This is a genomic window from Lysobacter yangpyeongensis, assembly GCF_042655745.1.
Taxonomy (GTDB): Bacteria; Pseudomonadota; Gammaproteobacteria; order Xanthomonadales; family Xanthomonadaceae; genus Agrilutibacter; species Agrilutibacter yangpyeongensis.
Map to the genome: position 1 here is coordinate 329,619 of NZ_JBHSNM010000002.1, position 25,066 is coordinate 354,684.

The 25,066-nt window shown below is 69.5% G+C and carries 17 protein-coding genes; 5 read left to right on the forward strand and 12 right to left on the reverse strand.

The annotated features are described in order from the left end of the window. The first annotated feature begins 32 nt into the window (after window positions 1–32). Complete coding sequence (locus ACFPN1_RS08345) at window positions 33–1,445, forward strand: M28 family peptidase (RefSeq protein WP_386754402.1); 1,413 nt, start codon at window positions 33–35, stop codon at window positions 1,443–1,445. A 76-nt stretch (window positions 1,446–1,521) separates the two neighbouring features. Here ACFPN1_RS08345 and ACFPN1_RS08350 read toward each other — a convergent pair whose 3' ends face one another. From ACFPN1_RS08350 to ACFPN1_RS08360, 3 genes are read right to left on the reverse strand one after another with little or no spacing between them, the layout of a single operon-like run. Then, window positions 1,522–2,559, reverse strand: a complete 1,038-nt coding sequence (locus ACFPN1_RS08350; protein ID WP_386754403.1) for a TrmH family RNA methyltransferase — start codon at window positions 2,557–2,559, stop codon at window positions 1,522–1,524. A 35-nt stretch (window positions 2,560–2,594) separates the two neighbouring features. Then, window positions 2,595–5,720, reverse strand: coding sequence for an efflux RND transporter permease subunit (locus ACFPN1_RS08355; protein WP_386754405.1), 3,126 nt, complete (start codon window positions 5,718–5,720; stop codon window positions 2,595–2,597). A 51-nt stretch (window positions 5,721–5,771) separates the two neighbouring features. Next, a complete protein-coding gene (locus ACFPN1_RS08360; RefSeq protein ID WP_386754406.1) occupies window positions 5,772–6,839 on the reverse strand; it encodes an efflux RND transporter periplasmic adaptor subunit in 1,068 nt (355 codons plus the stop codon). A 153-nt stretch (window positions 6,840–6,992) separates the two neighbouring features. Between ACFPN1_RS08360 and ACFPN1_RS08365 the strand changes: the two genes are divergently transcribed. Together ACFPN1_RS08365 and ACFPN1_RS08370 are read left to right on the forward strand one after the other, a co-directional pair. Beyond that, window positions 6,993–7,520 carry an O-acetyl-ADP-ribose deacetylase gene (locus tag ACFPN1_RS08365; protein ID WP_386754407.1) on the forward strand — a complete coding sequence of 176 codons (528 nt, stop codon included), beginning with the start codon at window positions 6,993–6,995 and terminating at the stop codon, window positions 7,518–7,520. Then, complete coding sequence (locus ACFPN1_RS08370) at window positions 7,517–8,215, forward strand: DUF6498-containing protein (RefSeq protein WP_386754408.1); 699 nt, start codon at window positions 7,517–7,519, stop codon at window positions 8,213–8,215. Before ACFPN1_RS08365 ends, ACFPN1_RS08370 begins: the two co-directional genes overlap by 4 nt. A gap of 64 nt (window positions 8,216–8,279) precedes the next feature. On the opposite strand, the gene ACFPN1_RS08375 is transcribed toward ACFPN1_RS08370, so the two are convergent. The 9 genes from ACFPN1_RS08375 to gap form a co-directional block, all read right to left on the reverse strand. Beyond that, the gene (locus ACFPN1_RS08375; RefSeq protein WP_386754409.1) at window positions 8,280–9,290 is read right to left on the reverse strand and encodes a class I fructose-bisphosphate aldolase; all 1,011 of its coding nucleotides are present in this window, start codon (window positions 9,288–9,290) and stop codon (window positions 8,280–8,282) included. 175 nt (window positions 9,291–9,465) lie between these two features. Further along, window positions 9,466–10,932 (reverse strand): pyruvate kinase, encoded by a 1,467-nt coding sequence (gene pyk, locus ACFPN1_RS08380; protein WP_386754410.1) that lies wholly within the window; start codon window positions 10,930–10,932, stop codon window positions 9,466–9,468. A 207-nt stretch (window positions 10,933–11,139) separates the two neighbouring features. After that, window positions 11,140–11,778 (reverse strand): HAD hydrolase-like protein, encoded by a 639-nt coding sequence (locus ACFPN1_RS08385; RefSeq protein WP_386754412.1) that lies wholly within the window; start codon window positions 11,776–11,778, stop codon window positions 11,140–11,142. A 24-nt stretch (window positions 11,779–11,802) separates the two neighbouring features. After that, window positions 11,803–14,040, reverse strand: a complete 2,238-nt coding sequence (locus ACFPN1_RS08390; protein WP_386754413.1) for a tetratricopeptide repeat protein — start codon at window positions 14,038–14,040, stop codon at window positions 11,803–11,805. Between the two features lie 26 nt (window positions 14,041–14,066). Beyond that, a complete protein-coding gene (locus ACFPN1_RS08395) occupies window positions 14,067–16,088 on the reverse strand; it encodes a DUF3857 domain-containing protein (RefSeq protein ID WP_386754414.1) in 2,022 nt (673 codons plus the stop codon). Window positions 16,089–16,182: 94 nt separating this feature from the next. Next, entirely contained in the window at window positions 16,183–17,358 is a 1,176-nt protein-coding gene (locus tag ACFPN1_RS08400) for a phosphoglycerate kinase (protein WP_386754415.1), read from the reverse strand. Between the two features lie 139 nt (window positions 17,359–17,497). Further along, window positions 17,498–18,913, reverse strand: coding sequence for a DUF3999 domain-containing protein (locus ACFPN1_RS08405; protein WP_386754417.1), 1,416 nt, complete (start codon window positions 18,911–18,913; stop codon window positions 17,498–17,500). After that, window positions 18,910–21,654 (reverse strand): DUF2339 domain-containing protein, encoded by a 2,745-nt coding sequence (locus tag ACFPN1_RS08410; protein ID WP_386754418.1) that lies wholly within the window; start codon window positions 21,652–21,654, stop codon window positions 18,910–18,912. Before ACFPN1_RS08410 ends, ACFPN1_RS08405 begins: the two co-directional genes overlap by 4 nt. A 393-nt stretch (window positions 21,655–22,047) precedes the next feature. Beyond that, the gene (gene gap / locus ACFPN1_RS08415; protein WP_386754420.1) at window positions 22,048–23,052 is read right to left on the reverse strand and encodes a type I glyceraldehyde-3-phosphate dehydrogenase; all 1,005 of its coding nucleotides are present in this window, start codon (window positions 23,050–23,052) and stop codon (window positions 22,048–22,050) included. A gap of 183 nt (window positions 23,053–23,235) precedes the next feature. Here gap and ACFPN1_RS08420 point away from each other — a divergent pair, with 183 nt between their 5' ends. Next, window positions 23,236–24,162, forward strand: a complete 927-nt coding sequence (locus ACFPN1_RS08420; protein WP_386754421.1) for a S1/P1 nuclease — start codon at window positions 23,236–23,238, stop codon at window positions 24,160–24,162. Next, on the forward strand, window positions 24,159–25,046 hold the full coding sequence (locus ACFPN1_RS08425; protein WP_386754422.1) for an MBL fold metallo-hydrolase: 888 nt from the start codon (window positions 24,159–24,161) through the stop codon (window positions 25,044–25,046). Before ACFPN1_RS08420 ends, ACFPN1_RS08425 begins: the two co-directional genes overlap by 4 nt. The last annotated feature ends 20 nt before the right edge of the window (window positions 25,047–25,066 follow it).

Here is a 25,066-nt window from a genome sequence, read left to right on the forward strand (position 1 = left end):
TCGTTTTTTTCGCCTGTCCGAAAGGAGCCGTGATGCGCGTTGTGCCGTGGTTTCTCGCTACTTCCCTGCTCGTCGCCGGCCCCTCGCTGGCTGCGCAACACACCACCACGATCCCCGCGAAGGCGATCGCCACCGCCACCCAGCTGCGCGAAACGGCGCTGGCCAGCCACCTGGGCTACGACATCGCCGAATCGCTGACCACCGAAGTCGGCCCGCGCCTGGCCGGCAGCGAAGCCGACGCACGCGCGGTGGAATGGGCGCAGGCCAAGTTCAAGGCGCTGGGCTACGACAAGGTGTGGCTGGAGGAAGTGCGCTTTCCGAAGTGGGAACGCCGCAGCGAGCATGGCGCGGTCGTCGGCGCGCACGCGCAGCCCTTGTCGCTGATCGCGCTGGGCGGCAGCCCGGGCGGCAGGGTCGAAGGCGACGTCGTGCGTTTCGCCGATCTCGCTTCGCTCGAAGCCGTGCCCGCCGGATCGCTCGCCGGCAAGATCGCCTTCATCGACTTCCACATGGAGCGCGCGCGCGACGGCAGCGGCTACGGCATGGGCAGCAAGGTGCGCGGCAGCGGCCCGTCCGCGGCGGCGCGCGCCGGTGCCGTGGGCTACCTGATGCGTTCGGCCGGCACCGATTCGCATCGCAACCCGCACACGGGCATCACCCATTACGCCGACGACATCACCCCGATTCCCTCGGCGGCGCTGGGCGCGCCGGATGCGGACCAGCTCACCCGGCTGCTGGCGCGCGGTCCGGTGCGCGTGCACCTCGCGCTGGATTGCGGCTGGGACGGCGAAACGGTCTCGCACAACGTGATCGGCGAGATCCGCGGCCGCAGCAAGCCCGACGAGGTCGTGCTGATCGGCGGGCATCTGGACTCCTGGGATCCGGGCACCGGCGCCATCGACGACGCCGCCGGCGTGAGCCTGACCATGGCAGCGGGCGCACTCATCGGCGAGCTGAAGCAGCGTCCGGCGCGCACCATCCGTGTGGTCGCGTTCGCCAACGAGGAGCAGGGCCTGTATGGCGGCAAGGCCTACGCGGCCGCGCACCTCGGCGACATCCGCAAGCACCAGATCGCCGCGGAAAGCGACTTCGGCGCCGGGCGGATCTACGGCTTCCGCAGCGGCGCGCCGGACTACGCGCAGGGCGCGGTGAAGCAGATCGCCGATGTGCTCGCCCCGCTGGGCATCGCGCATTCGCCGCAAGAAGGCGGCCCCGGCCCGGACATCGGCCCGTTCGCCGCGAAGGGCCTGGCCTGGGCCTCGCTGCGCCAGGACGGCACCGACTACTTCGATTACCACCACACGCCGGACGACACGCTCGACAAGATCGATCCCGAAGCGCTGGCGCAGAACGTCGCGGCGTATGCGGTGTTCGCCTATCTCGCGGCGAGCGCGGACGGCGATTTCGGCAGCGAGGCGAAGACGGTCACGCCGCCGTCGGAATAAGCGGCGGAGATACGAAAAAGCCCGGGAATTTCCGGGCTTTTTTGTTGTTTCCGCATCTGCCTGAAAGCGCGACTGCCTACAGCCGCGAACGCCACGCCGCCAGCAACACCGCGGTCGCCGCGGCGACGTTGAGGCTTTCCACTGCGCCGGTGCCGGGAATCGACACGCGCAGGTCGCAGGCCGCGGCGAGTTCGCGGTCCATGCCCTCACCCTCGCTGCCCATCACGAACACCAGCCGCTGCGGCAACGATGTTTCGAACACGTCCGTCCCACCCTGCACCACCGTGGCGGCAAGCGCGAAGCCGGCGCTGCGCAGCTGCGCGATCGCATTGTCCTGGCGGCCCAGGCGCACCATCGGCACGGCCTCCGCGCCGCCTTCGGCCACGCGTGCGGCCGCACCGGAAAGGGCGAGCGGCGAATGCTTGGGCAGCAGGATCGCGCCGACGCCGAAGTGCGCGGCCGAGCGCAGGATCGCGCCGAAGTTGTGCGGGTTGCCCACACCATCGAGCCACAGTGCGCAGTGCGGGCCGGGCTTCAGGTCGCGCAGCCAGTTCGACAGCGCGTGCGGTTCCTCGCGCAGCACGTCGGCGATCACGCCTTCGTGGTGGGTGCTGGCGGCGAGGCGGTCGAGATCGCCCTCCTCGACCACGCGATAGCCGACGCGGTGCTGCACGCACCACTTCAGCAGCGGCTGCAGCGCGGGAATGCGGTCTTCGATCAGGTACAGCTTGCGGATCGCCTGCGGCCGGCGCGCGAACACCGCATGCACGGCGTTGAGCCCGTACAGGCGCAGTTCGGCGTCGCGGCGCGCGCGGGCGGGATGCGCGGGTTCGTCGTGCGCCGCGTCCGGCCAGGTGTCGTGTGCACGCTCGTGGCGCTCCACGCGCGCCCGCGGCGCGCGCGGGCGCGATTCGTCGTGGGGCCGCGGCGCGCGTTCGCGCGCCGCATCATGAGCCCGGGGCGCGCGTTCGCCCGCCGCGTCATGAGCCCGAGGCGAGCGTTCGCGCGCCGCGTCGCGGGCATGAGGCGCGCGTTCGCGCGGGCCGGCGGGAGCGGAGGATTTCCAGGGGCCCGCGCCGGGGCGGCGCGGCGGACGGGTGCGGTCGTGGGGCATGCCGCCATTGTAGGCGGGTCCCGCACCACGCCCCACTACGCCTGGTTGCCCGCCTGCGGCGTGATTTCCTCCAGCTTCTGCAGTTCGTGCGCCACGGCTTCCGGCGAGCGCGTGTAGCGCGCCAGCAGCGCATAGAACGCCGGCACCACGAACAGCGACAGCAAGGTCGAGAACGACACGCCGAAGATCACCACCACGCCGATCGTCGCGCGGCTCGCCGACCCCGGACCGCCCGCCAGCACCAGCGGGATCGCGCCCACGACCGTGGCGATCGACGTCATCAGGATCGGGCGCAGGCGTACCGCGCACGACTCGACGATCGCTTCGTGAATGCTGCGCCCTTCGTCGCGCAACTGGTTGGCGAATTCGACGATCAGGATGCCGTTCTTCGCCGCCAGGCCCACGAGCATCACGATGCCGATCTGCGAGAACAGGTTGAGCGTGCTGCCGAACACCCACAGGCCGAGCAATGCACCGAGTACGCCCAGCGGCACCGTCAGCATGATCACGAACGGGTGGATGAAGCTTTCGAACTGCGCGGCCAGCACCAGGTAGACCACCAGCAGCGCCAGCGCGAAGGTCAGCAGCACCGCGCCGCCCGCGGCCTGGTATTCGCGCGACTCGCCCTTCCAGTCGACCTGCGCCTGCTGCGGCAGCTCTTCCTTCACGGTCTGCTGCAGCCAGTCGATCGCATCGCCCATGCGATAGCCGGGCGCCAGGCCCATGCTGATCGTGATCGCGCGCAGGCGGTTGAAGCGGTTGAAGCTGCCCGGCTCGGCGAGTTCGCGCAGCGTCACCAGGTTGGACAGCGGCACCAGTTCGCCGCCGCGCGTGCGCACCTGGATCGCGGCGAGATCGGCCGGCGAACCGCGCAGCGCCTTGGATGCCTGCACGACGACGTCGTATTCCTCGCCGCCGCGGACGAAGGTGGTGACGCGGCGCGAGCCCATCATCGATTCCAGCGTGCTGCCGATGTCGCCGACGCTCACGCCCAGGTCGGCGGCGCGCTGGTGGTCGATCTGCACGCGCATCTGCGGGCGCGTTTCCTTGTAGTCCGAATCGGCGCCGACCAGGCCGGGATTCTTCTCGATGCGCGCCATCAGGCGATCGCGCCATTCGGCGAGCTGCGCGTAGTCGGGACCGCCGAGCACGATCTGCACCGGCTGGCCGCGCGTGCGCACCAGGCCGCCGGTCACCTGCGAGGACACGCGCACGCCGGGCAGCTGGCTCAGCTCCTTCTGCATGCGTTGCGCCACGTCGGGGGTCTCTTCCTTGCGCTCGCGCCAGTCGTGCAGGAACACGCTGATGCGGCCGCTCTGCATGTCCTCGCTCGCACCGAAGCTGCCGGGCACGCGCGAGCTGGCGCGCTCGATCGGACCGTTGTCGCCGACGTGCCTGGCGAGGATCTTCTCCGCGGCCTGGACCTGCTTGACCGTGTAGTCGAAGCCCGCGCCTTCCGGTCCGTTGAACATGAGGAAGAACACGCCGCGGTCTTCGGCCGGCGCGAGTTCCGACGGCACCAGCTTGATCAGGCCATAACTCAGCGCCAGCGCCGCCAGCATCAGCGCGCCGAAGAACCACGGGCGCTCGACGCTGTGGTCGAGCAGGCGCCGGTAGCGCACGCCCACCGCTTCCAGGCGACCGTTGACCCAGCGCGTGAGCGGGTTGGACTTCTCTTCCTTGTGCGGCTTGACCAGCTTCGACGACATCATCGGCGTCAGCGTCAGCGCGACGAAGGCGGAGATCGCCACCGCGCCGGCCAGCGCCACCGACAGCTCGCGGAACAGGCGCCCGGTGTTGCCCTGCATGAAGCCGATCGGCAGGAACACCGACACCAGCACCGCGGTCGTCGCGATGACCGCGAAGGCCACCTGCGCGGTGCCGCGGCGCGCGGCCACCAGGCGCGGTTCGCCCAGGTCGGCACGACGCTGGATGTTCTCCAGTACGACGATCGCGTCGTCGACGACGAGACCGATGCACAGCACCAGCGCCAGCAGGGTCAGCAGGTTGATCGAATAACCGAACAGGTACAGCGGCACGAACGCGGCGATCAGGCACACCGGCACCGTCACCGCCGGAATCAGCGCGGCGCGCGCGCTGCCCAGGAACAGCCAGATCACGATCAGCACGAGGATGATCGCTTCGGCCAGCGTGTGGTACACGCGCTCGACCGCGTTCTCGATGAAGGTCGTCGTGTCGAAGGCGACGAAGATCTTCGTGCCCTTGGGCAGCGAGGCCTGGATGCGTTCGGCCTCGGCGCGCGCGGCGCGGGCGACGTCGAGGCTGTTCGCGGTCGAGGTCTTGATGATGCCCAGGCCGATATTCTGCTCGCCGTTGCTGCGGTAGTAGCTGCGGCGCTCGGCCGAGGCGAGTTCGACGCGCGACACGTCGCCCAGGCGCACCACGTAACCGTCGGCGCCCTTGCGCAGCGGGATCTGGGCGAAGTCCGCCGGCTTCTCGAAGCTGCGCGCCACGCGCAGGGTGAAATCGCGGCTCTCCGACTCGATGCGGCCGGCGGGCAGTTCGACATTCTGCGCGCGCAACGCGGCCTCGATGTCGGAGGCGGTGACGCCGCGCGCGGCCATCGCGTCACGATCCAGCCAGATCCGCATCGCGTAGCGCTGCTGGCCGCCGATGCGCACCTGGGCGACGCCGTCGATGCTGGACAGGCGGTCGACGACGTAGCGATCGGCATAATCGGACAGCTGCAGCGTGTCCATGTTCGAGCTGCTCATGTTGAGCCACACGATCACGTCGGCGTCGGACTCGACCTTGGACACCTGCGGCGGATCGGCTTCTTCCGGCAGGCGGTCCAGCACCCGGCTCACCGCGGAACGCACGTCGTTGGCGGCGTCCTCGATGTCGCGGGTCAGGTTGAATTCGATGCTGATGTTGGAACGGCCGCTGCTGCTGCGCGATTCGATCGTGTTGATGCCCTCGATGCCGGCGAGCGCGTCCTCGAGGATCTGGGTGACGCGCGTCTCGATCACCGCGGCCGAGGCGCCGGGATAGGTGACTTCCACCGACACCACCGGCGGGTCGATCGCCGGCAGCTCGCGCAGGGTCAGGCGGGTGAACGACATCACGCCGAGCACGATCAGCAGCAGGCTGATCACCGTGGCGAACACGGGACGCTTGATCGAAATGTCGGAAAGTTTCATCGCGCCTCGTTCGTGCTTCTGTTCCGGCCGGGGATGGACCCTTCGGCGGTTCTACTCGGCGACGGTCTTCGCGCCGCTGTCGACGACCTTGCTGCCCGGGCGCAGCTTCACCGTGCCGTCGACGACGATGCGGTCGCCGGCCTTCACGCCCTGGGTGATCTCGGCCAGGCCATCGCGGCGTGTGCCGACTTCGACGTCGCTGCGCTCGACGCTGCCGTCGGCATCGACGCGATAGACGAAAGAATCCGTGCCGACCTGGACGATGGCGATTTCCGGCACCAGCAGCGCCTGCCGTTGCGGACGCTGGAGTGCGACCTCCAGCAGCATGCCGGGGCGCAGCGCGCGGTCCGCGTTGGGGAAGTCGGCGCGCACCGTGACCGACCGCGTGGCTTCGTCCACGCGCGCATCGAGAGTGCGGACGACGCCGTCGAAGTTGCGTTCGGGGTAGGCCTCGGTGTGGCCGGTCACGGGCAAGCCCGGAGCGAGCTGCGCAAGCATCGTTTCGGGCACCGGGAAATCCACATACACGCGCGCGGTGTCGTCGAGCGTGGCGATCGGCGTGCCCGGCGTCACCAGCGAGCCCGGGCTGACCTGGCGGATGCCGAGCACGCCGGCGAACGGCGCGCGGATCACGCGGTCGCCGAGCTGCGCGCGGATCTGCGCCACCCGTGCGTTGGCTGCATCACGTGCGGCGCGCTGCGTGTCGAGCGCGGAGCGCGCGATCAGTTGCTGATTCGCCAGCTCGTTCTGGCGGCGGTAGAGCTTGTCGGCTTCGTTGGCTTCGGCCTGCGCTTCGGCAAGCGCGGCATGCTGCGCCTGGCCGCTCAGGGTGACCAGCGGCGCGCCCTTCGCGACGATGTCGCCGCTGTCGAAGTGCACCTGCTGCACGATCTCGCTCACCTTCGCGGTGACGGTGATCGATTCGCGCGCGTGCACGGTGCCCAGCGCCTCGACGCTGTCGTTCCAGGGTCGCGGACGCACGACCTGCGTGGTCACCGGCACCGGCCGGTCGCCGCCGTCGCGCTGCGAGGCCGCGTCCTTGCCGCAGGCTGCCAGCAGGCAGGAGAAGGCAAGCACGAGCAAGATCCTGTTCAAGCGCGAATCCGGGAAGGCGGGCATAGGGAATTCTAGGGGCGGGCGGTGCGGGCGCAGCGGCGCGAGGACGCGGAACGGCGATTCTACGGGCGGGACCTGTACCGACGTATGGGCCGATGGTTGCCCCCTGATGCGGCAAAATCCCCGGCAAAGCACAGCAATCCGGCGGAACGCAGCATGCGCATCGAGGTCATCCAGGGCGACATTACGCGCCTGGCCGTGGACGCCATCGTCAATGCCGCCAACGAGGCCCTGGCCGGCGGCGGCGGCGTCGACGGCGCGATCCACCGCGCCGCGGGTCCCGGACTGGCCGCCGAATGCCGCGACATCCCGTTCGTGCGGCCACACGTGCGCTGTCCCACCGGCGAGGCGCGCATCACCGCGGGCCATGCCCTGCCCGCGCGCCACATCATCCATACCGTCGGTCCCGTGTGGCGCGGCGGCGATGCCGGCGAAGCCGAACTGCTGGCCAGTTGCTACCGGCAATCGTTGCGGCTCGCCTTGCATCACGACATCGCATCGATCGCGTTTCCCGCGATCAGCTGCGGCGTCTTCGGTTATCCGCCGGCACAGGCCGCACACGTCGCTGTCGCCGCCGTGCGCGACTGGCTGCTGCAACAGGCGTTGCCGCAGCGCGTGCTGCTGTGCTGTTTCGACGCCGCCATGGCGGCGCACTACCACGATGCCCTGGGCACCCGCGCATGAACGCCATCGCCAATCGCAACGACCAAGCCACGCTCGGCATCGTCGCATCCAACCTGCTCACGCTCGTGGTCGCCTGGTGGCAGGACTGGCCGCTCGCGCTGATGCTGTGGCCGTACTGGTGCCAGTCGGTGATCATCGGCTGGTTCGCGCGCAAGCGGATCCTCGCGCTCGGACGGTTCTCCACGGAAGGCGTCCGCATCAACGACCGCCCGGTCGATCCCACGCCGCAGACGCAGCGCAGCACGGCGAACTTCTTCACCCTGCACTACGGCCTGTTCCACCTGGTCTATTTCATCTTCCTGCTGGCGATGAGCGCGATGTCGGGCGAACCGGCGGCCGCCGGCGGCGGGACGCAGGTAATCGAGCCGTCCTTCGATCGCATCCAGCGCAGCGACGTGCTGCTGATCCTGGGACTGTCGCTGTCGTTCTGGTTCTCGCACCGCGCCTCGCACCGCGAGCACGTCGAAGCCGACCTGCGCCGCGTGCCGAACATCGGCACACTGATGTTCGTGCCGTATCTGCGCGTGATCCCGATGCACCTGACGATCATCCTGGGCATGGCGCTCGGCGACGACTGGGGCCGCCTGCTGTTCGGCGCGCTGAAGACCGTGGCCGACGTGGCGATGCACCGGATCGAACATCGCTGGCTGCAGGGTGCCATCGCGGGCAAGCCGCAACCGGACGCGATCGAGTAGTCGCGGCACAAAACAAAAACGCCGGCACGGGGCCGGCGTTTTTCGCAACACGAAGGCGCTGCGCTTACGCGACCTTCTTCCACTGGCCCAGCGCGGCCAGACCATTGTCCTTGGCGCGGGCGTACACGGTCTTCTGCGCCGCGGCGAAGTTGTTCACCAGGTCCTGCGACCACAGCTTGAGCGCAGCGGCCTGCATAGCGCGGCCGTAGGAGAACGACAACGGCCACGGGTTGGGACCCATCTGGTTCATGGCGTTGAGGTGCGCGGTGGCGTCCTCGTCGCTCTGGCCACCCGACAGGAACACGATGCCCGGCAGGATCGCCGGCACGGTCGACTTCAGGCACTGCAGCGTGGCGGCGGCGACTTCCTCGACCGAAACCTTCTCGCCGCTGGTGGTGCCCGGCACGACCATCGAGGCCTTCAGGATGGTCCCTTCGAGCACGACGTTGTGCTCCACCAGCGAGGCGAACAGCGAGCGCAGCATCACCTCGGTGACCTGGAAGCATTCGTCGATGTCGTGTGAGCCGTCCATGATCACTTCCGGCTCGACCATCGGCACCAGGCCCTGCTCCTGGCACAGCGCGGCGTAGCGCGCGAGCGCATGCGCGTTGGCTTCGATGCAGGTGCCCGACGGGATGTCGTCGCCGATGTTGATGACCGCGCGCCACTTGGCGAAGCGGGCACCGAGCTTGTAGTACTCGGCCAGGCGGTCGCGCAGGCCGTCGAGGCCTTCGGTGACCACTTCGCCCGGGCAGCCGGCCAGCGCGTGCGTGCCCTTGTCGACCTTGATGCCCGGGATCATGCCGTTGTCCATCATGTACTTGGCGAACGGCACGCCGTCGCTGGTGGACTGGCGGATGGTCTCGTCGAACAGGATCGCGCCGGAGATGTAGTCGCTCAGGTTCGGCGTGGTGAGCAGCAGCTCGCGGTAGCGGCGACGGTTCTCTTCGGTGTTCTCGATGCCGACGCCGGCGAAGCGCTTGGCACAGGTGCCGGTGGATTCGTCGATCGCGATGATGCCCTTGCCCGGGGCGACCATGGCCTGGGCGATTTCGGCGAGCTGTTCGATGCTCATGGGTGTCCTGCGGCTGGCGGTGGGAAGCCGCACATTATAGCGGCTGGGGGTGAGCGAAGCGTCGCCACCCCGACAGGAAATCAAGGGCTTACCGACCCGACATCCCCGGATCCAATACCAGTAGGAGCGCTCCTGGGCACGACCCGGATCCGGCGACATCGCCCGTCGGCCACGCCTACAGCTCGCCCAGGCCCTCGGCTTGGCCGCCGGCGCCGACCTGGAGCAGGCGCAGGGTATTGGTCGCGCCGTGGTGCTCCATGTGGTCGCCGCTGGTGAAGATCACCCGCTCGCCTTCGGCGAGGAACCCGGCGTCGAACAGCTGCTTGATCGACCGGCGTGCCGCCTCGCGCGAAGCCAGGCCGCGGCTGTCGAAATCGATCGGGAACACGTCGCGCATCAGCGCCATCCGCCGGCGCGCGCCGTCGTGGCGCGACAGGCCGTAGATCGGCACGGGCGAACGGAAGCGCGACAGGAAGCGCGCGGTGCCGCCGGATTCGGTCGCGGCGAGGATCGCGCGTACGCCGATGTGCTCGGACAGGAACATTGCCGCCATCGCGATCGCCTGGTCGGCGCGTTCGAGGTTGCGCGGAGCTTCTTCGAAGTCCGTGTCGGACTCGAACTGGCGCTCCGCGCCGAGACAGATGCGCGCCATCGCTTCCACCGCGCGCACGGGGTATTTGCCGGCCGCGGATTCCTGCGACAGCATCACCGCGTCGGTGCCGTCGATCACGGCGTTGGCCACGTCGAGCACTTCGGCGCGGGTCGGTATCGGGCTGTCGACCATCGATTGCAGCATCTGCGTCGCGGTGATCACCACGCGGCCGCACTCGAGCGATTCGCGGATGATCTTCTTCTGCAGACCGGGCAACTCGGCATCGCCGATCTCCACGCCGAGGTCGCCGCGCGCGACCATCACCACGTCGCTGGCCAGGACGATTTCGTGCAGGTTCTCGATCGCTTCGGCGCGCTCGATCTTCGACACCAACGCGGCATCGCTACCGGCGGCGCGCGCGATGCGGCGCGCCTCTTCCATGTCCTCGGCGTTGCGACAGAAGGACACGGCGATGAAGTCGGCGCCCAGTTCGGCCGCGACCTTGATCAGCTCGCGGTCGCGCTCGGTCAGCGCACCCAGCGACAGCCCGCCGCCCTGCTTGTTGAGGCCCTTGCGGTCCGACAGCGCGCCGTCGTTGAGCACGGTGTTGACGATGCGCTCGCCTTCCACGCGCTCCACGCGCAGCTGCATCATGCCGTCGTCGAGCAGCAGCACGTCGCCCGGTATCACGTCGCCGGGCAGGCCCAGGTAACTCACGCCGACTTCGCGCGCGTTGCCGGGCGGCGTGCTTTCGCTGGCGACGAGGTCGAAGCGGTCGCCGGCCTTGAGTTGCACGCGCCCTTCGGCGAAGCGTTCGATGCGGATCTTCGGGCCCGGCAGGTCGGCGAGGATGCCGACTTCGCGGCCGACGCGCTGGGCGGCTTCGCGTACGGCATTGGCCCGCGCGACCTGGCCGGAGGGATCGCCGTGCGAGAAGTTCAGTCGGACGACGTCGACGCCCGCGTTCAGCAGGGCATCGAGCACGCCCGGCGCATCGGTGGCCGGGCCGAGGGTGGCGAGGATCTTGGTGCGGCGGCGATCGTTGGACATGCTTGCACGGGTCTGCACGGAGTCCGCCGAACCTAGCACAGGCACGCTGGCCGGCGTTCGCGGCCGGCGGTGAATACGACGTCAGGCGGCGTCAGCACTCGGGCTTGGCCGACGCTTCGCCGGATGGAAGAAGGCTGGCCCGATCTGCGCGAATTACAGGTCACCCGCCGTTCGGCCGGAACGATGAAACGCCGCCACCGGGAAACGTCAGGCCGCCAGCAGCGCCGGCAATTCATCCGGTCGCGTCGCCAGTTGCCGTGCGCCCGCTGCGCGCAGTTCCGCTTCGCCGCCGAACCCCCACAGCACACCGACATGGCGCATGCCGTGGTGCAACGCGCCCTCGATGTCCATGCGGCGGTCGCCGATCATCCAGCACTCCTCCGCCGGGGCATCGAAGCGGCGCAAGGCTTCGGCGATCAGTTCGGGCTTGTCGCTGCGGCTGCCGTCGACGGTGGCACCGACGATGTCGACGAAGCGGTGACCGAACGGCAGGTGCGCGGCGATCTTGCGCGCATGCGGTTCGTTCTTCGCCGTGACCACGGCCAGACGATGGCCGGCGGCATGCAGCGCCTCGACCGTTTCGGCGATGCCGTCGTAGACCTCGTGCTCGGCCCAGCCCAGCGCCTCGAAGCGGTCGCGGTAGTGCAGCACCGCTTCCTCGACCTTCGCGTCGTCGCGCAGCAGCGGCGCGAAGCTGGTGCGCAGCGACGGACCGATCCAGCGTCGCAGCTCGGCTCCGGACGGCACCTCCAGCCCCATCTGCGTGAGCGCGTGCGCCACGCAGCGGGTGATGCCGATCTCGGAGTTGATCAGCGTGCCGTCCATGTCGAAGAAGAGCAGTGCCATGGTGATTACGTCCGCACGCTGCGATCAGTCGTCCGAGGAGCCGTCGTCGTGCCAGGCCTTGCCGGCCTTGTACGACTCCAGGCGCTGCCGGTAGCCCGCCGGCTTGCCCTTGCGCTCCTCCTGCCCGGCATCCAGGGCCGCCATCTGCGTGGCCGCGCGCTCCTGCAGCAGCGCGGCCCGCTTGTAGTTGCCGGTCGCCGCCTCGCAGGCGGCCACGGTATCCAGCCACGCCGGAAACATGTACTCCACGTCGCCCAGGCGCTTGCTGATCTCCAGGCCGCGCGCGGGATCGTAGCTGTCGGCATGCACCGTGGTGCACAGCGCCCAGGCGCGGCTGTTGGCGGAACTGAGGTAGCCGGCGGCTTCGCCACGCGACCACACCTGCAACGCCTGCGCACGGGCCTTGGGATCGTCGGTGTTGAACAGCCAGGAGCCGTACTCGGCGAAGGCGCGCTCGCTGTTGCCCGCCATCGCGCGCTCCAGCCACTGCTGCCCTTCCTTCTCCATCCCCTTGCCGAAGTCGCCCTTGAGGTAGTGGTACCCCAGCATTGCTTCGGACTCGTGGTCACCGCTCTGCGCATCGCCCTGCAGCAACTGCTTCGCCCGCGCGGCATCCTTGGGCACGCCGTGGCCGCGCAGGGCCAGTTCGGCGAGCGCGCGTCGCGCCTGCGCGCCATCGGCCGCCTGCGCCATCGCCTGGTAGATGCTCAGCGCACGATCCATCTTGCCGCTCACGCCCGGGCGATCCTGCGTGTAGAGGTTGGCGAGGAACAGGATCGAATCGACGTCGGCGGCCGACGCCGGGGCCAGCGCCCAGTTCTCGGCTTCGCCGAATCGTGCCGCATTCAAGCTGCGCCACGCCTTGTAGAGCGCGGCGCGGGCATTGCCTTCGTGCGCCGCTTCGGCGAAGAGGGCCTCGCCGCGGGAGACATCGCGCGGGATGCCTTCCGTGGTGCCGGCGACGAGCGCGCCGGCATAGCGGAACTTGGCGACGGTGGCGCCGGCCTGCGCGGCCTTTATCGTCGCTTCCTGCTGTTCCTTCTTGCGGCCTTTCCCTGCGTAGTAGTCGACGAGGACGGCGAGCCCCTGCCCACGCCGGTTCACGGCGGGCTCGGCAAGGAACGCCAGTTCGGCCGGATCCAGATCCTTTCCAGCCGCCACGCTGCGCTGCACGGCCACCAGGTGGGCGGCATGCACCGACCCGGCGGCGCGGGTCAGGCGCTGCGCGGCTTCGACGGGCAAGGGCGCCGCGCCGCGCGCGACCGACCACAGCGACGCGAAATCGACCACGGCCTCCTGCGGCTGGATGCGCTCTGCCTTGTCCAGCAGGGTCCAGGCCGCGGCGACGTCGCGCTTTACCCCGATGCCTTCGTGGTAAGCGAAGGCCAGCAGCACCAGCGCGATGGCGTTGTCGTCCTCCGCCTCGGGCAGGAGCGCATCCACCAGGCCATCGGTGCAGCCGGCGTATTGCGGCGCGGACGCGCAGACTGCCATCCACGCGATGGAGGACTGCATGCCGCCCTCGTTGGCGGCACGGCGCAGCTTGGCGATCTTGTTCTCGGGCGTCGTCTCGACAGAGGCGGCCTGCACGGCATCGAGGTCGAGTGCGGCCAGCAGGTTGCCCTCGACGCCTCCGTCCACGAACGCGCGAGCCAGGACTGTGCGCAGCATCGGGAAGCCCGACAGCGGACTGTCGCGGGTGAGTGTGTAGGCGGTGTCGACATAATCGAAGCGCAGCCGTCGCTCGTGCTTTGCGTCCTCGTCCCAGGCGGCGATCACGAACGGGAAGTAGCGTGCCGGGTGCAGCGCGCCGTAGTACTCGTAGCGCACGCCCATCCCGAGGCTCTCGACCAGTGCGAAGGCATCCGCCGGCGCCATCACCCGGATCGGATCGGCCAGCAGCGATTCGGTGCCGACCTGCTTCATCGCGTGTTGCGACAGGGCGGCCAGCACGCTCATCTCGCGCTCGGCGGTGGCGGCATCATCCAGCGCATCCGCGCACAGGAAGGCAACGCGACGCACGGCCAGGCTGACCGGGGCGGCGGCGACCGCAGCCGCGACGCCATCGCGGTGTTCACGGCACTTGGCCGCATCGACCGAAGCGACGTCGTAACCCACCTGGTCGAGCACATCCAGGGCACCGAAGGCCTTGTGCATGTCGCCCGTGGCAAGGAACTGCTCCCACATGCGGGCCGCGTCCGGCGTTGCGCGCTCCTGCGCGTGCGGCGCGAGCATGGCCAGCGCCAGGGCGGCAACGGCCATCCCTCGCAATACGGCGTTCCGGGTCTTCACTGGGTTTCGTCCTCGATCGCGTTCTTCAACAGCGCCTTCAGGCGCGCGTCGCGGTCCTTGCTGCGCACCGCGGGCGCCGGCTTCATCGTCACCCGCGCGTACAGGTTGTCATGGACCTTGCGCAGTTCCGCCAGGTGCGGGCCGACCTTGTCGCCCGCCACCTCGCGGTCGACCACCTTCATGTCGAACACGACCTTGACGCTGCGGTCCTCGACGCTCACGTCGCGGGTGAATTTGAAGGCATCCGATTCGACGTCCAGCGTCTCGTCGCCGAGCGTGGACACCCAGCGCTCGGGAATCCGCACGTCGACTTCCTGGCGGTAGTGCGCCGGCATGCCCAGGTCCAGCGGGCCCACCCGTTCCATCGAACTGGGCAGTTGCGCCGGCGTGCCCAGCGCTTCGGCATAGAGGTCGAGGTAACGCAGCGAGCCATCCGCTTCGAACGGCGAAGCCAGCACGTACTCCTCGACGACTTCCAGGACATTGGCCTGCAGGTCGTCCTTGAACACCGGAGCGGCGGCCACCGTCAGCTTGCCGAAGCGGCGACGGTAGTAGTCGGCATAGCGGCGCGAGGTTTCTTCCGGCCGTGCGCTGGCGAACCCGCGGCGCGCCTCGTCGGCGGAGGGTCCGCGATACACCGTGCGGATGCTCAGCCGGGCGCTGGCGGCGTCGTCGCTGGGCTCGTAGCGCTCGGTGATGGCAATGGATGGCTCGGCGGTCCCGGCCGGCGCGATCTCCTGCAACGCGGTGACGCCGGGGACGACCGGCAAGGCGACGCCGTAGCGGCTGAGGTCGCTGTCGCTGGCCGCGCCGCCTTGCGAGGTGATCGTGGGGTCCAGCCACAGCACGGCGTCGCCGACCTTCGCGCGCACGATGACGTGGTCGAAGGCCGAAGCCGCCGGCGGGCCGTTGGCCACGCCCTTGCCGCTCTCGATGGACGTCAGTGCGGGCGCGGCATCGATGGCCATGCGCTGCAGCAGCGTGGCGAGCAGGTAGGCCTTGTCCTTGCAGTCGCCGTAGCGGCGCGACCAGGTTTCCGCAGGCAGCGTCGGCCGGTGCGTGTTGTCGCCCATCTCGACGCCGAAATAGCGGACCTGTTCCTGCACGAGCCGCAACGCTGCGCTTACGCGCGCCTGCGGATCGGCCAGCTTCGACCACTGCGCGAGATGCGCCTCGAGGTCCGCCGGCAGCGGCGCGGTCTGCGCGGGGTACAGTGGCAACGCCCAGTCGACCACGTCGGACCAGCGGCGCGCCTGCGACACCTGCGCGCGCGGATAGGGCTGGTACCACACGGGATACGAGCCTTCGTCCGTGTAGGCGGCATTGCGTGCGGACTCGAACAGCACCTCGGTCGCGGCATCGGTCTGGCGGATCACCGGCGTAGGCGCGCCGTTCTCCAGCCGGACGTCGGGCTTGCGCCCCGGGTCGTAGAGCACGCGCAGCCGCGTGCGCAGCATCGGGCTGCTCCATGCGAATGTGGTGGCGTCGATCAGCTGTCCCGAGAGGATCGGGTTGCTGCCGACGATCGAGTAACGCACCCGCACCACGTCGTCGACGCGCACGTCGTCGAGCACGATCAGCGCGGTCACGTTGCCGTCGGCCAGGTCCTGCTCGAAGCCTTCTTCGCGGCGCGCCAGCGAGATGCGGTCCGGCACCAGGCGCTCGTACCACTTGCCACCGCGACGCAACTGCACGCGATGCAGGATCAGGCGCTGGTAGTCCGGGTTGAAGCCGATCTGGTAACGCCCCGCTTCGCCGAGCAGGGTCGTGTCCTTCACTTCGTAGACGTAGTCGAAATAGACCTGGTCGTGGCCGCTGCGGCGATCGATTTGCTTGTCGAACAACCAGAACCGCCACGGCGTGTCGCCGGCGCCGGGGGCTTTCGCATCCCACTGGGCGGGCACTTCCTGCGGCTCCGCGAACGCGGGCTCCGGTCCCACCGAAAAACGGTACTCGCCCCGCGCATGTTCGACTTCCTGCGCACCCGCCACGCCCGCCAGCATCAGGGCGAGCAACATCAGCACTATCCGCATCGCGACTTCTCTGTTTCCCCTGGCGCTACTGTAACCGAGCGCGCCAGGCGGTCGTGACGGCGACGCCGGGAATGTCCGTTCAGCCGCGCGCCCTGAGGGCCGCCACCGCCGGCAGTTCCTTGCCCTCGAGGAACTCGAGGAACGCGCCGCCGCCGGTGGAGATGTAGGACACGTCCTGCTCGATGCCGTACTTGTCGACCGCGGCGAGGGTGTCGCCGCCGCCGGCGATGGAGAACGCCTTCGATGCGGCGATCGCGCGGGCGAGCGTCTCGGTGCCCTTGCCGAAGGCGTCGAATTCGAACACGCCGACCGGGCCGTTCCACACCACGGTGCCGGCGGCCCTGATCAGTTCGGCATAGCGCGCGGCGGTCTGCGGGCCGATGTCGAGGATCATGTCGTCGGCGCCCACGGCGTCGACGGTCTTGATCGTCGCCGGCGCGTCGGCGGCGAACGCGGGTGCGACGACCACGTCGCTGGGGACCGGGATGTCGGCGCCGCGCGCCTTCGCGTCGGCCATGATCTTTTTCGCCGTGTCGATCAGATCCATCTCGACCAGCGACTTGCCGACGCCGTGCCCCATCGCCGCGATGAAGGTGTTGGCGATGCCGCCGCCGACGATCAGCTGGTCGACCTTGCCGACCAGCGAGGACAGCAGTTCGAGCTTGGTCGAAACCTTGGAACCGGCGACGATCGCCAGCAGCGGCCGCGCGGGGTTGTCGAGGGCTTTGGCGAGAGCGTCGAGTTCCGCCATCAGCAGCGGGCCACCGGCGGCCTGTTTCGCGAACCTGATCACGCCATGCGTCGAAGCCTGCGCGCGGTGCGCGGTGCCGAACGCGTCCATGACGAACACGTCGCACAGCGCGGCGTACTTCTTCGACAGGGCTTCGTCGTCCTTGCCCTCGCCGACGTTCATGCGGCAGTTCTCGAGCAGCACGAGCTCGCCCGGCTTCACTTCGAAGCCGCCGTCGAGCCAGTCGCGCACCAGCGGCACTTCGCGGCCGAGCAGTTCGCCCAGGCGCTTGGCCACGGGCGCGAGCGAATCTTCCGCGGTCCACACGCCTTCCTTCGGCCGGCCCAGGTGCGACATCACCATCACCGCCGCGCCCTTTTCGAGCGCGAGCTGCAGCGTCGGAATGGACGCGGTGAGGCGCTGGTCGGACGTGACCTGGCCGTCCGCGACGGGCACGTTGAGATCCTGGCGGATCAGCACGCGCTTGCCGTTGAGGTCGAGGTCGGTCATGCGGACGATGGACATGGGATTCCCGGCGAAACGCTGAAAAAAGGGCGCGTATTGTCGCCCGCGGCGCCGTGCTTTCCAAACCCGCCCGCAGGAATCGCCTGCAGCGTCGGGGACTTCCGGCGCCCCTGCGGCGCCGGAACCGGACTGCTCGGGCTTACGCCGGCGTATCGCCCTCGGGCGCGGGCGGCGCGTTCGCACCCGGTGCCGGACGGCGCAACAGCGCCAGCGCGAAGCCGGCCACGACCAGCGCGCCCAGGCCCAGCGCTGCCCACAGCAGCCATCCCTTCCAGTCGCGCACCGGCGCCAGCGCGCGATCGCCGGCGAGGGGCTGCGGCGTGCCCAGGTAGGCCTGCGTCGGCTGCCAGTCCGCACCGCGCTGGCGGCGCATCCCGGCAACCAGTTGCGACAACGGCGCGTCGGCGCGGCGTGCGCGGGCGCTGCCGGCCGCCAGCACGTACGGCGCGGGGCCCTGCGCGAGGAACACGACCACGTCCGGGCGGTACCCCAGCCGCAGCTGCGGCACCTGCGCGACCGGCGTATTCGCACGCAGCCGCCAGTGACGGTCGCGCACGACCGAATCGAGCACCCGTACCGGCGAGCGCGTGCCCGTCGCGCCCGCGACCTGGTAGGCCACCCAGGGACCGGCGCGCAGGCGCCATTCCGCATCGGCGTCGTCGCGGCTCTCCAGGCGCCATTCCGCGGCGTTGTTGCCCGGCAGGACGACATCCGCCTGCGCGATCGGAAAACGGCCGTCGCTGTCGAATTCGAACACCGTGCCGGACGCCGCGCCGCGGGCCTCCACGCCATGCCCGGTCGGTTCGATCCATTGCGGCGCGGCCGGCGTGCGCGAAGCCGCCAGTTCGGCGGCGACACCGGTGATCGCGATCGCCTGATCGGCACGATCCGGCGTGAGGCGCAGGTAGCGCGCCTTCTGGTATTGCGGCAGCAGACCGTACAACTCGATGCGCCGGTGCAGCAGGCGGCGGTCCTCGCGGGTGAGGTCGACCAGGCGCCCGCGGGTCGCGAGCGGTTGCCAGTGTTCGAGATCGTCGCTGGCTTCGACGCGATAGCCCAGGTCGAGCGATTCCACCGGTTGCCATTGCAGTTCGAGCGCGGCGATCGACTCGTGCACGCGGCTCACGTCCACCAGCAGTGCGTTGCGCGGCAAGGCGGCGGACGCGGCATCGCGGGTGCGCACCTCGACGCGGCGCAGACGTCCGTCCGCATCGGCCTGGCTCACCAGTTCCCATCCCTGCGCGCCGTCGGCCGGCGCCGACGGCAACGCGAACCACGGCAGCGCCACGCGCAGGGCCGGCTTCGCCAGCGGTTCCTGGGGCGCGAACACGTCGGTGGGCACGGCGACGCCGTCGCGGTTGAGCACGACCGCATCGCCGATCACCGGATCCTGCAGTTGCCGGTAGACGTTCTCGTCGAGCGTGACGCGGTAGGCGCCCGCGTCGTCGCGGGCCAGCGTCAGCGGCCATTGCTGCGCGTAGTCGTCGCGCGGCGCGGCCACGGCGACAGGCAACAGCAGGAGCTGCAGCAGCAGCGGGCAGGCGAAGCGCTTCACGGCGATTCCTCCAGCGGACGATCCGGTGCGGCCGTGCGCGGCGGCGCGGGCGCGAAATAACCGACGGCCGTGCACAGCAGGCCGTACGCCATGAACGAGGCGATGCCCAGCAAATTGCCGAGGTGGCTGCGATCGACCAGCACCAGCTTGGCCAGCACGACCGCCATGAGCACCGCGCCGGCCAGCCACAGGCCGCGCTGGCCGCGGCGCGAGCCAATGATCCAGCCGAGCACGCCGAGCACGCTCCACACGATGGTGAGGCTGGTCTGCGCCAGGCTCGTGGAGAACAGCCTGCCGTCCCACGGCACGCCGCCCCAGTGATGCGTCGCGCGCAGCGTGATCGTGGTGATCAACGCGAACGCAGCCGCGGCGACGAGCGGGATGCGGCGCTGGCGCAGGTCGTCGGGCGCTGCCGGCGACCCCAGCCATGCCAGCACCAGGCCCAACACCGCGAACTGGGCGAGATCGAGCGGATTCACCAGCGGGATCCACTGCAGCGGCTGGCTGTCGCCGGGGGCGAACAGGGCGAAGACCGCGGCGAGCGCGAGTGCGGCGACGATCGATCCCTGCACCAGCGCGCCCCAGCGGCGGAAGGCGGCGCCGAATGGTGCAGCCATCAGGCCGGCGCGCCATTGCAGCAGGGCCGCCGCCACCAGCCAGGGCAGTGCGAACGCGGCCAGGCGCCAGCCGTTGCCCAGATCCGCCGTGCGGGCGAATTCCTCCAGCAGCAGCGCGAGGGCCAGCGGCCACGCCCACAGCCACGCGAAATGGCCGAACGCCGAGGCACCCTCGCCGACCTGCGCGTCCTCGCGATCTGCGCCGTCGCGCAGGCAGCACAGGCCGCGCCAGCCGGCGATCGCATACGCGGCCCACGCCGCCAGGCCGAAACCGCCGAACGGGTGCGCATGCACGTTGTCCTGCACCAGCGCCAGTGGCAACGCCGCCGCGAGCGCGAGGGCGACCGTCCACGCCAGCGCGCGCGCCGGCAGGCGGCGATGGAACTCGCCGGCGATCCAGCCCGTCGCGATAGCGAAGGCGAGCATCGCATCGGGCTGCACGAGGTCATCGACGTAGCGGGCGATCTCGGTCACGCCATTGCCGAGCCACCACGCCAGTCCCCACAGGTAGTACGGCAGTGCCAGTTGCGGGCGCTCCGCGTCGCGGCGGTAACTCCACGCGCTGCAGAAGCCGGCGAGCGCGAGCAGCAATGCGCCCATGAAGCGCGGGTTCAACACGGCTTCGACCGGCGCCGGCGACGTGCTCACGCCGATCGCGAAACTGCCGGCGGCCAGCAGTTGCAGCAACGCGCCCGAGACCTGCGGCAGGCGCCGGCCCTGGCGCAGTCCCAGCCACACCAGCGCCGCGCCTTCCAGCGCGAACACGCTGGCGGTCGCCTGCGCCGACAGCGCCAGCGGCACCGCGAGCGTGGCGAAACCGACCGCAAGCAGCGCATACGACGTCGTCAGCGGCGCGAAGTGCTCGCGCCGGCGCAGCAACCAGGCCAGCAGCGCATACAGCGCGCCCAGTCCCAGCGCGCAATACGCCAGCGGCATGCGCGCATCGACCAGGCCATCGCTGCGCAGCAGCCCTGCCTGCAGCGAGAACGCGACCAGCGGCGTGCCGAACACCAGGCAGCCGTCGACCAGGTCGCGACGCCCCGCCGCGCGCCGGCGCGCGTACAGGATCGGGATCAGCAGGTAGAAGGCGAAGAACAGCAGCAGGAAGGGTTCGGTGCTCGCGAACTTGTCGGCGCGGTAACTCCACAGGCCCCACAACGCGCCGATGCCGAAGGTGAAGACGAAGCCGATCACGTTGAGCAGGCGCCACGGCCGCCACCACGCGATCGCCAGCACCGCGGCGTTGAGCACCGCGTAGTAGCCGAACAGCGCGACGTGGTTGCCGCCGCCGGTGGACAGCCAGATCGGCGCGAGGAAACCGGCGAGCACCGCCAACACCGCGAGCGCGAGTGCGTTCTGCGCGACCGCGAGCACGCCCGCGCCGGCGACGATCACCACGCTCAGTGCGAAGGCCGCACCGGCCGGCACCAGGTGGTAGAGCTTGAACGCCGCGAACACGACGAGCAGCAGTACGCCGATCGCGCCGCCCTGCAGGCTCAGGGCGAAACCGCGCCGTTCTTCGCGCTGGCGCCAGCCGAAGACGAGACCGGCCACTGCCGCAATCGCGATGCCCGCCAGGCGCAGTTCGATGGGGAACGTCATCCAGCCCTGATCGCTGGCGTACTTGAGCAGCGCGGCGACGCCGGCGAACAGCACGAGCACGCCCACCTTCACCGGCACGTTGCCTTCGGTGAACCAGCGCCGCACCGCGCGCGCGGCCAGCGTGACCGGATCGGGCCGCGCCGGTGCGCGCGGACGCGGCGGCGGCACGGGGCGTTCCGGCAACGGCGGCGGCACCGCGCGCGCGGGTGGTGGGGTTTCGGAGCGCGGCTCGGCGGCGCGTTCCGGCGATGTTGTCGCGGTGGGCGTGGCCGGAGCCGGAGCCGGTGCTTCGGGCCGCGGGGCGGGAGGCACGGGCGGCTCGGCGGCGCGTTCGCGCATCAGCTCGGCCAGCGTCGGCTCGCGCGACGGCGCAGTGACGCTGCGCTCCGCGCGCAATTGCATGACGTCGCTTTCCAGCTGACCGACGCGACGCTTGAGCCCGCCGATCATCACCAGGGCAGCAATCAGCAATACCGGCACCGCCAGCACGACCAGTACCGCAAGCATGATCAGACCTTCCATTGCCGTCCCCCGTTTGGCTCGGCGAACGTTACACCAAGCGTGCGAATGGGTGCTGCCCCACGTTTTGCCTGGGCTCCGTCCTGGTTCGCTTCGCCCTGGACTTCGCTTCTGGTTCGTCATCCCGGCGCAAGCCGGGATCCATCTTGAATTTGCTGTTGCCGGCATCCCGCATTCAAGGCGAAGAGCAACAGCAAAATGGATCCCGGCTTGCGCCGGGATGACGAGCAAAGGCAATGGCGCAGCGGCAAGCCTGGATGAAGGGAACGGTCCAGCGGCAAACAAGAGCCCCGGTTTGCCCCGGGATGACGGGCAGAAGCAACGACAGAAACAAAACGGCAAAAACAGAAAGCCCCGCACGAAGCGGGGCTTTCTGGTGTCAGCGAAGACCGCCGCTTACTTGCCGGCAACCACCTTGACCATCTCCAGGCACTTGTTCGAGTAGCCCCACTCGTTGTCGTACCAGCTCACCAGCTTGACGAAGGTGCCGTCGAGCGCGATGCCGGCTTCGGCGTCGAAGATCGAGGTGCGTGCATCGCCGCGGAAGTCGGTGGCGACGACCTTGTCTTCGGTATAGCCGAGGATGCCCTTCAGCGCGCCTTCCGACTGCGCCTTCATCTCCGCGCAGATCTCGGCGTAGGTCGCCGGCTTCTCGAGTTCGACGGTGAGGTCGACCACCGACACGTCCGAGGTCGGCACGCGGAACGCCATGCCGGTCAGCTTCTTGTTGAGTTCCGGGATCACCACGCCCACGGCCTTCGCCGCGCCGGTGCTCGAGGGAATGATGTTCTCGAGGATGCCACGGCCGCCGCGCCAGTCCTTGTTGGACGGGCCGTCGACGGTCTTCTGCGTGGCAGTGGCGGCGTGCACGGTGGTCATCAGGCCGCGCTTGATGCCCCACTTGTCGTTCAGCACCTTGGCCAGCGGCGCCAGGCAGTTGGTGGTGCACGAGGCGTTGGAGATGATCGCCTCGCCCTTGTAGGTCTTGTCGTTCACGCCGTAGACGAACATCGGCGTGTCGTCCTTCGAGGGCGCCGACTGGATCACCTTCTTCGCGCCGGCGTCGAGGTGCTTCTGGCAGGTTTCCTTGGTCAGGAACAGGCCGGTCGACTCGATGACGACTTCGGCGCCGACTTCGTCCCACTTGAGGTTGGCCGGATCGCGTTCCTGGGTCAGGCGGATCTTCTTGCCGTTGACGATCAGGGTGTTGCCTTCGACCTTGACGTCGCCCTTGAAGCGGCCGTGCACGGAATCGTAGGACAGCATGTACGCCAGGTAGTCCGGCTCCAGCAGGTCGTTGATGGCGACGATCTCGATGTCGTTGCCGAAGTTCTGCACGGCGGAACGCAGCACGTTGCGTCCGATGCGGCCGAAGCCATTGATGCCAACCTTGATCGTCATTGCGGGAGAACTCCTGGGCGAGCGAGCCTGCTGGGCGCGGGCGGGATTGAGAGCCCTCCATTTTAGCAGGCGGGGGTGAAGCCGCCCGTGGCCGAGCGCCCCGCCCGGCCGGGCGGAAGCGCTGATCCGTAAGGAACTTGATCCGTAAGGAAACGGGGCGCCGGCCCCGGTACAGTGGCGGCCATGATCCGACTCCCCTTCCGCACCCCGGGCCCGGCCCGGCTCCGCCCAGCCTCATCCCGCGCCTGGCCGCGCGCGCTGGCCTTCGTCCTCCTCGCCGCTCTGCTCGTCGCCGGCCCCGTCGTCGCCTGGAGCGCGCTCGGCCACAAGCTTGTCGGCGCGCTGGCGCAACGCCATCTCACGCCCGCCGCGCAGGCCGAGGTCGCCCGCCTGCTCGCCGGCGAGTCCGACCCGACCCTGGCCGGCATCGCCACCTGGGCCGACACGATGCGCGACAACGATCCGGAGCGGTTCAGGCAGACCTCGCGCTGGCACTACGTCAACCTGTCCAGCGACAGTTGCCGTTACGCGCCCGAACGCGACTGCAAGGACGGCCAGTGCGTGATCGCGCAGATCGACGCACAGCGCGCGATCCTCGCCGACCGCAGCCAGCCACTGGCGGCGCGTCGCGACGCGCTCAAGTTCCTCGTCCACCTGGTCGGCGACGTGCACCAGCCGCTGCACGCCAACGCGCGCAACGATCAGGGCGGCAACAAGTACCAGATCAGCCTGCGCACCGACATCGAACCCGAGGCCTACGCGCGCGACCGCTACGTCGGTGGCGTGATGGGCACCAACCTGCATTCGGTGTGGGACTACTACGTGCTCGCCGAACGCGGGCTCGACCTCGCGCACTACGCCGACCGCCTCGACCACGAACCGTGGCCACCGACGATGGATACGCGCGCACTGACGCCGGCCGCATGGGCCAGCGAGTCCTGCGCGCTGACCGAAGCGCGCCAGTTGTATCCGACCCGCAACGGCCAGGACGAGCACAAGCTGGACCGCGACTATTCGGAGAAATACCGAGCGCTCGCCGAACAGCGCATCCGCATCGCCGCCTACCGCCTGGCGACGCTGCTCAACGAGACCCTGGGACAACCGCAATGACCACGCCGGCGACGACGGTGCAGGTGCACCCGTTTCACCATGCCGAGACGGGCACGTGGAGCTACGTCGTCGCCGATCCGGAGAGCCGGCAGGCCGCGATCGTCGATCCCGTGCTGGACTTCGACGCGAAATCCGGCCGCATCACCCACGTGTCCGCGCAGAAGCTGCTCGACTGCGTGCACGAGCACGGCCTGCAGGTGCGCTGGCTGCTGGAGACGCATGCGCACGCCGACCATCTCACCGCCGCGCAGTGGCTTGCTGCGCAACTGCCGGATGCGATGGTGGCGATCGGCCACGGCATCCGCGAAGTGCAGCGCACTTTCGCACCGGTGTTCGAACTCAACGCGGAAGCCGCGGCGGAGAACTTCGACTGCCTGTTCGGCGACGACGACGCGTTCTCGCTGGGCGCGATCCACGCCCGCGTCATTCCGGTACCCGGGCACACGCGCGACAGCGTCGCCTACCTGATCGGCGATGCGCTGTTTCCCGGCGACTCGCTGTTCATGCCCGACGCCGGCACGGCGCGCTGCGATTTCCCCGGGGGCGATGCGGCGATGCTGTACCGCTCGATCCACCGCCTGTACGAACTTCCGGACACCACGCGCGTCTTCGTCTGCCACGACTACGGCAAGCGCAACGAGGACGGCAGCGGGCGCGCGGTCGCCTGCGAAACCACCATCGGCGCGCAGAAGCGCGACAACATCCACGTGCGCGAAAGCATCGGCGAAGCCGAGTTCGTCGCCATGCGCGAGGCGCGCGATGCAACGCTGGCGGTGCCGGCGCTGATCATTCCGTCGCTGCAGGTGAACCTGCGCGCCGGTGCGCTGCCCAGCGCGTCGGGGAACGGCATCCGCTACCTGCGCGTGCCGCTCGACCAGTTCTGATCCACCGCGCGAGGCGACAC

Excerpts from the sequence above, each read along its gene's own strand:
- ACFPN1_RS08345 (WP_386754402.1), top strand. The coding sequence starts at position 33 with ATGCGCGTTGTGCCGTGGTTTCTCGCTACTTCCCTGCTCGTCGCCGGC.
- ACFPN1_RS08350 (WP_386754403.1), bottom strand. The coding sequence starts at position 2,559 with ATGCCCCACGACCGCACCCGTCCGCCGCGCCGCCCCGGCGCGGGCCCC.
- ACFPN1_RS08355 (WP_386754405.1), bottom strand. The coding sequence starts at position 5,720 with ATGAAACTTTCCGACATTTCGATCAAGCGTCCCGTGTTCGCCACGGTG.
- ACFPN1_RS08360 (WP_386754406.1), bottom strand. The coding sequence starts at position 6,839 with ATGCCCGCCTTCCCGGATTCGCGCTTGAACAGGATCTTGCTCGTGCTT.
- ACFPN1_RS08365 (WP_386754407.1), top strand. The coding sequence starts at position 6,993 with ATGCGCATCGAGGTCATCCAGGGCGACATTACGCGCCTGGCCGTGGAC.
- ACFPN1_RS08370 (WP_386754408.1), top strand. The coding sequence starts at position 7,517 with ATGAACGCCATCGCCAATCGCAACGACCAAGCCACGCTCGGCATCGTC.
- ACFPN1_RS08375 (WP_386754409.1), bottom strand. The coding sequence starts at position 9,290 with ATGAGCATCGAACAGCTCGCCGAAATCGCCCAGGCCATGGTCGCCCCG.
- pyk (WP_386754410.1), bottom strand. The coding sequence starts at position 10,932 with ATGTCCAACGATCGCCGCCGCACCAAGATCCTCGCCACCCTCGGCCCG.
- ACFPN1_RS08385 (WP_386754412.1), bottom strand. The coding sequence starts at position 11,778 with ATGGCACTGCTCTTCTTCGACATGGACGGCACGCTGATCAACTCCGAG.
- ACFPN1_RS08390 (WP_386754413.1), bottom strand. The coding sequence starts at position 14,040 with ATGGCCGTTGCCGCCCTGGCGCTGGCCATGCTCGCGCCGCACGCGCAG.
- ACFPN1_RS08395 (WP_386754414.1), bottom strand. The coding sequence starts at position 16,088 with ATGTTGCTCGCCCTGATGCTGGCGGGCGTGGCGGGTGCGCAGGAAGTC.
- ACFPN1_RS08400 (WP_386754415.1), bottom strand. The coding sequence starts at position 17,358 with ATGTCCATCGTCCGCATGACCGACCTCGACCTCAACGGCAAGCGCGTG.
- ACFPN1_RS08410 (WP_386754418.1), bottom strand. The coding sequence starts at position 21,654 with ATGGAAGGTCTGATCATGCTTGCGGTACTGGTCGTGCTGGCGGTGCCG.
- gap (WP_386754420.1), bottom strand. The coding sequence starts at position 23,052 with ATGACGATCAAGGTTGGCATCAATGGCTTCGGCCGCATCGGACGCAAC.
- ACFPN1_RS08420 (WP_386754421.1), top strand. The coding sequence starts at position 23,236 with ATGATCCGACTCCCCTTCCGCACCCCGGGCCCGGCCCGGCTCCGCCCA.
- ACFPN1_RS08425 (WP_386754422.1), top strand. The coding sequence starts at position 24,159 with ATGACCACGCCGGCGACGACGGTGCAGGTGCACCCGTTTCACCATGCC.